We start from the raw sequence: 5704 nt of genomic DNA, 5'->3' as shown, positions 1-5704 counted from the left end.
ATGCGGGAGGGGGCCGGGGTGACCGGGAAGCGGGCGGCGGCGACGTAGCTGAACTTCTCGTCCTCGTAGGCGAGGGAGCCGCCCTTGACCTGCCGGTGCAGGGAGGAGCGGCTGACGCGGGCCGAGAAGTGGCACCAGTCGGTGCCGGGCACGATCGGGCAGGCGGCGCTGTGCGGGCACGGCGCCGCGACGTGGAAGCCGGCCGCGATCAGCCGGTCGCGGGCCTCGACGACCCGGGCGTAGCCGTCGGGCGTGCCGGGCTCCACGACGACGACGGCCTGCGCGGCGTCCGCGGCGGCGGTCACGACGGCGGCCCGGTCGGCGTCGGTCAGCTCGCCGAGGACGTAGGAGACGGTGACGAGGTCGGCGGGGTCGAGGGTGAGCGCCGTGCCGATCCGGGCGCGCTGCCAGCGCGCGTCCCGCAGGGCCGGGGCGGTCTCGGCGATCTCCCGGCCGAGGGCGAGCGCGGGCTCGGCCCAGTCGAGCACGGTGACCGGCCGCATCCCGTCCCAGGTGGCGGCGACCGCCCAGGTCGCGGCCCCCGTTCCGCCGCCGACGTCGACGTGGCTGCCCGGAACCCACCCGGGCGCGGCGTCCGCGAACGCCTCCAGTGCCGAGCGCACCGCCTCGAAGGTGGCCGGCATCCGGTAGGCGGCGTAGGCGACCACGTCCGCGCGGTCCCGCAGGACCGGCGTGTCGGTGGGGGTGTTCCCCCGGTAGTTGGCGATCAGCCGCTCCACGGCCCCCGCGGCCTGCCGGGGCGGCAGCCCGTCGAGCAGACCGGAGAGGGCGGCGCGGAGGGTCTCCGACGCGGATACGGGGGTGTTCACCGTGCGATTCTCTCAGGTCTCTCCCGGGCCGGGTCTCTCCCGGGTCAGGCCTCTCCCGGATCAGGCCTCTCTCAGCTCCGGCGGACCGCCCTGACCGCCCTGACCGCCCGGGCCAGCCGGGTCGCCGCCGCGGCCCGCGGTCCGTTGGCCGGTGGGCGCCGGCGCGGGTGGACCGTGTTGGCGAGCAGCACCAGGAAGGTGTCCGTGGCGGGGTCGAGCACCAGCGACGTACCGGTGAAGCCGGTGTGGCCCGCCGCTCCCCCGCCCGCGAGCTCCCCCATGAACCACGGCTGGTCCACGGCGAACCCCAGGCCCGGCGGGGTCAGCAGCAGCTCGACGAAGTCGGGGCCCAGGACGCGGGCCGGGCCGTAGGAGCCGCCCGACAGCAGGGCGCGGCAGAAGACCGCCAGGTCGGGGGCGGTCGAGAACAGGCCCGCGTGACCGGCCACCCCGCCCAGCGCCCAGGCGTTCTCGTCGTGGACCTCGCCGCGCAGCATCCCCCGGTCCGCCTTGGCCCACAGCCGCCGCTGGTCCTCGGTGGCCGCCGCGCCGGGGCACGGGCCGAAGCGGGTCGAGGTCATGCCCAGCGGGCGGGTGATCCCGTCGCGGACCAGGACGTCCAGAGGCCGGCCGGTGACGCGTTCCAGGACGTGCTGGAGCAGGAGCGGGTTGAGGTCGGAGTAGGTGTACGTGCCGGGCGCGCCCACCGGGGCCTCCGCGCGCAGCATCGCCAGGCGGGAGACGTCGTCGGGGCAGTCGTACAGCGGGAGTTCGGGGCGCAGTCCGGAGGTGTGGGTGAGCAGCTGCCGCACGGTGACGCCGTGCGCGGCGGCGGCGCGGAACTCCGGCAGGTACGTCCCCACGCGCGCGTCGATGTCCAGCGTGCCCCGCTCGATCTGCTGCACGGCCGCGACCGCCGTGAACAGTTTGGTCAGGGACGCCAGGTCGAAGGGTGTGCCGACGGCCATCGGGACCCGCGCGGCGGGCGGCAGTTCGACGCCCCGGCCGGCCCGGGGGTCGTAGGACGCGTACCGCACGGCCCAGCCCGCCGCCTCCGCCACGGCGACCACCGGGCCGCGCCCGGCGAGCACGACGGTGCCCGCCGCCCAGGGGTGCTCCCCGGTGGTGAGGTCATGAACCTCGCGGACGAGCCGGCGGAGCTCTCCGGCGTCGAGTCCGGCCTTGCGCGGTGTGTCCCTGCGCAGTCTCGGCGCGCTCAGCTCTCTTCCTCCGTGCTCCGTGGCTTCCAGGGACGGCACATTCCCGTGAAGCAGGCCGCCGCCACCAGCGCGGCCGCCAGCTGGACCACCGCCATGGGCACGGCGGTGTGCTCCCCGGCGATCCCGACGAGCGGGGAGGCGACCGCGCCGATGAGGAAGGTGGACGTACCGAGCAGGGCGGACGCGGAGCCCGCGTGCCGCCGGGTGCGCGTCAGGGCGAGGGCCTGGGTGTTGGGCATGGTGATGCCCATCGCGGACATCAGCACGAACAGCGCGGCGGCCACGGGCACCAGGCCCACGTCGCCGAGGGCGCCCGCCGCCATCAGCAGCAGCGCGGCCGCGGCCAGGACGACCACCGCGAGGCCGACGGCCAGCACCCGGTCGAGGCGGACCCGGCCGACCAGCACCTTGCCGTTGATCTGGCCGACGACGATCAGCCCGACCGAGTTGAGCCCGAACAGCAGGCTGAACGTCTGCGGGGAGGCGCCGTAGATCTCCTGGATCACGAACGGCGAGGCGGAGATGTACGCGAACAGCGCGGCGAAGGCGAAGCCGCCGGTGAGCAGGTAGCCGGTGAAGGCGCGGTCGGCGAGCAGCCCCCGCATCGAGCCCAGCGTCTCGCCGACGCCGCCACTGTGCCGCTCGGCGGGCGGCAGGGTCTCCGGGAGCCGTGCCCAGACGACCGCGCCCAGCAGCACTCCCACCACCGTCAGGACGACGAACACGCCCCGCCAGTCGGTCACCCGCAGGATCTGACCGCCGATCAGCGGTGCCACGATCGGGGCGACCCCGGATATCAGCATCAGGGTGGAGAAGAAGCGGGCCATGGCCACGCCGTCGTACAGGTCCCGCACCACCGCCCGGGCGATGACGATGCCGGCCGCGCCCGACAGGCCCTGCAGCAGCCGGAAGGCGATCAGCACCTCGATGTCGGGCGCGAGGGCGCACAGCGCGGTGGCGAGGACGTAGACGGCCAGTCCGGCGAGCAGCGGGCGCCTGCGCCCCCACCGGTCGCTCATCGGGCCGACGACCAGCTGCCCGAGCGCCATGCCGACCAGGCAGGCGGTCAGCGTGAGCTGGACGGTCGCGGCCGGGGCGTGCAGGGACCGGGTGACCTCCGGCAGCGCGGGCAGGTACGTGTCCATCGCGAGCGGGGGTGTGGCCGTCAGTCCGCCGAGGATCAGGGTCACCAGGAGGCTGGTGCGGCGGGCCGGCGGCCGATGGGCCAGTGGCCCGGGCCCGGTTCCCTTCCCCGTGACGACCCCCCGCGGCGCGTGCGGTGCCGACCCCCCGTCCTCGGACATGTGCCCCTCCCTCTCCGATCGTTCCGCCACCTATGCTCTCAGCTCGTACGGAGTGCCGAGTTCGTGCGAGCGAGGGTGGGGACCGGATGACGGAGCAGAGGACGCGCTGGGGGATTCTGGCGACGGGCGGGATCGCTGCCGCGTTCACGGCGGACCTGGTGGATCTGCCGGACGCGGAGGTCGTGGCGGTGGCCTCGCGCAGCGAGGAGCCGGCGAGGGCGTTCGCCGAGCGGTTCGGGATCGAGCGGGCGTACGGCTCCTGGAAGGACCTCGCCGAGGACGCCGACATCGATGTCGTCTACGTCGCCACCCCGCACGCGGCCCACCGGGCGGCCGCCGGGCTGTGCCTGGAGGCCGGGCGGAACGTGCTGTGCGAGAAGCCGTTCACGCTGAACCTCCGGCAGGCCGGGGAACTGGTCGCGCTGGCCCGCGAGCACGACCGGTTCCTGATGGAGGCCATGTGGATGTACTGCAATCCGCTGGTACGGCGGCTGAAGGCCCTGGTCGACGACGGTGCGATCGGTGAAGTGCGCACCGTCCAGGCCGACTTCGGGCTCGCCGGCCCCTTCCCGCCCTCGCACCGGCTGCGCGACCCGCACCTGGGCGGCGGGGCGCTGCTCGACCTCGGCGTGTACCCGGTGTCCTTCGCGCAGCTGCTGCTCGGCGAGCCGTCGGACGTGACGGCGAGGGCGGTGCTCTCCGCGGAGGGCGTCGACCTGCAGACCGGCGCCCTGCTGTCATGGGACGGCGGCGCGCTGGCCCAGGTGCACTGCTCCCTCACCGGCGGTACGGCGACCTGCGCCTCGGTCACGGGCTCCCGGGGCCGTATCGACATCCCGTCGGGCTTCTTCCACCCGGAGCACTTCGTCCTGCACCGCGACGGCCGCGAACCGGAGGAGTTCACGGCCGACCCGGCCGACGGTCCGCGCACGTCCCTGCGCCACGAGGCCCTGGAGGTGATGCGGGCGCTGCGCGCGGGCGAGACCGAGTCGCCGCTCGTCCCGCTGGACGGCACCCTCGCGGTGATGCGGACCCTGGACGCGATCCGGGAGCGGATCGGCGTGCGCTATCCGGGGGAGACGGGCGATCCGGACTCGGACCTGGTCGAGGAGCCGGTGCCGGCCTGATGGTCCGTCAGGCGGAGCGGCGGCCGAGACCCTCGAGGAGGCGGCGGCCGGTCACCTTCCCAGGATCCGGTCGGCCTCGGCCAGCTGGGCGGCGGTGAGCGGTCCCTTGGCCAGGGCGCCCGCGTTCTCCTCGGCCTGGGCGACCGAACGGAAGCCGGGGATGGGGACGGTGCGCGGACTGCGCGCCCACAGCCAGGCGAGGGCGCCCTGGGCGAGGGTACGGCCGTCGCTGGTCAGGACCTCCCGCAGCGCATCGACCCGGGCCAGCCAGTCCGGGTCGGCGCCGGAGCCGTCACCGAACCCCGGCAGCCAGGCGGGCGGCCGGCTGCGGATGTCCCCCGCTTCCAGGGGAGCGCGCCGGGCGTGGTGCCTGCCGGTGAGCAGCCCCATGGCCAGCGGACTGCGGTCGATGCTCGCGAGGTCCAGCTCCTCGCACAGCGCGAGCATCGCGGGCGCGTCCTGGAGCACGTTGAGCGCGTGCTGCACGGCAGCGCAGTGCTCCCCCTCGGCGAAGACGGCCGCGCGGGCGGGGTCGTCGGTGCTCCAGGCGTAGGCGCGTACGAGTCCCTCGGCGACGAACTCCTCGCAGGCGTCCCGGAGTACGGCCGCGTCGGCGGGGTGGGCGTCGGCGATGTGCAGCTGGTAGAGGTCGACGTGGTCGGTGCCGAGGCGGGCGAGGGACGCGGTGAGCGCGCGCCGGGCGTGCTCGGGGGTGGCGTCCTGGCCGTCGGCCGTCCGGGTGCGCTCGTCGAAGAGGTTGCCCCACTTGGTGGCGACGACGGCCTCGGAGCGGCGCTTGCCGAGGGCCCGCCCGAGCAGCCGCTCACTGTGCCCGCAGCCGTAGACGTCGGCGGTGTCGAAGAAGGTGACACCGAGGTCGAGGGCGCGCCGCACGGCCCGTACGGACTTCTCGTCGTCCACTCTTCCCCAGCCGAGCGGCTGCCCGTCCGCCGACTGCCACTCCCCGCCGATCGCCCAGCATCCGAACCCGAGCGCGCCGACCTCGATCCCGCTGCGTCCGAGCGTCCTGGTGAAGGTGGTGGTGGGTTTGGTGGTTCCGGTGGTTCCGGTGGTCCCGGTGGTCCCGGTGGTCCCGGTGGTCCCGGTGGTCCCGGTGGTTCCGGTGGTCCTGGTGATCTCCATGCCCGCAGACGCTAGGAGTTGAAGCGCACGCGAGGGCAAGACGCCGTAGAGGCTTTTCGCCGACCGGGCCGGGTGGGTGT

Annotated in this window: 5 protein-coding genes; 1 reads left to right on the top strand and 4 read right to left on the bottom strand. The window is 74.8% G+C overall.

Annotation, left to right across the window (positions count from 1 at the left end):
• From C1I97_RS29960 to C1I97_RS29950, 3 genes are all read right to left on the bottom strand, one after another.
• Positions 1-830 (bottom strand): small ribosomal subunit Rsm22 family protein (locus tag C1I97_RS29960; protein ID WP_111006239.1); only part of this gene is annotated, 830 nt, incomplete at its 3' end.
• Positions 831-901: 71 nt separating this feature from the next.
• Positions 902-2089, bottom strand: coding sequence for a serine hydrolase domain-containing protein (locus C1I97_RS29955; RefSeq protein WP_111006238.1), 1188 nt, complete (start codon positions 2087-2089; stop codon positions 902-904).
• A complete protein-coding gene (locus C1I97_RS29950) occupies positions 2047-3354 on the bottom strand; it encodes a multidrug effflux MFS transporter (RefSeq protein WP_111006237.1) in 1308 nt (435 codons plus the stop codon). Before C1I97_RS29950 ends, C1I97_RS29955 begins: the two co-directional genes overlap by 43 nt.
• An 86-nt stretch (positions 3355-3440) precedes the next feature.
• Here C1I97_RS29950 and C1I97_RS29945 point away from each other — a divergent pair, with 86 nt between their 5' ends.
• Entirely contained in the window at positions 3441-4481 is a 1041-nt protein-coding gene (locus tag C1I97_RS29945; RefSeq protein WP_111006236.1) for a Gfo/Idh/MocA family protein, read from the top strand.
• 51 nt (positions 4482-4532) lie between these two features.
• Here C1I97_RS29945 and C1I97_RS29940 read toward each other — a convergent pair whose 3' ends face one another.
• Positions 4533-5624, bottom strand: a complete 1092-nt coding sequence (locus tag C1I97_RS29940; protein WP_111006235.1) for an aldo/keto reductase — start codon at positions 5622-5624, stop codon at positions 4533-4535.
• Between the last annotated feature and the right edge of the window lie 80 nt (positions 5625-5704).

The sequence above is a fragment of the Streptomyces sp. NTH33 genome (genome assembly GCF_003236365.1).
In the GTDB taxonomy this organism is placed as follows: domain Bacteria; phylum Actinomycetota; class Actinomycetes; order Streptomycetales; family Streptomycetaceae; genus Streptomyces.
This window is presented reverse-complemented; position numbering and strand designations above follow the sequence as displayed.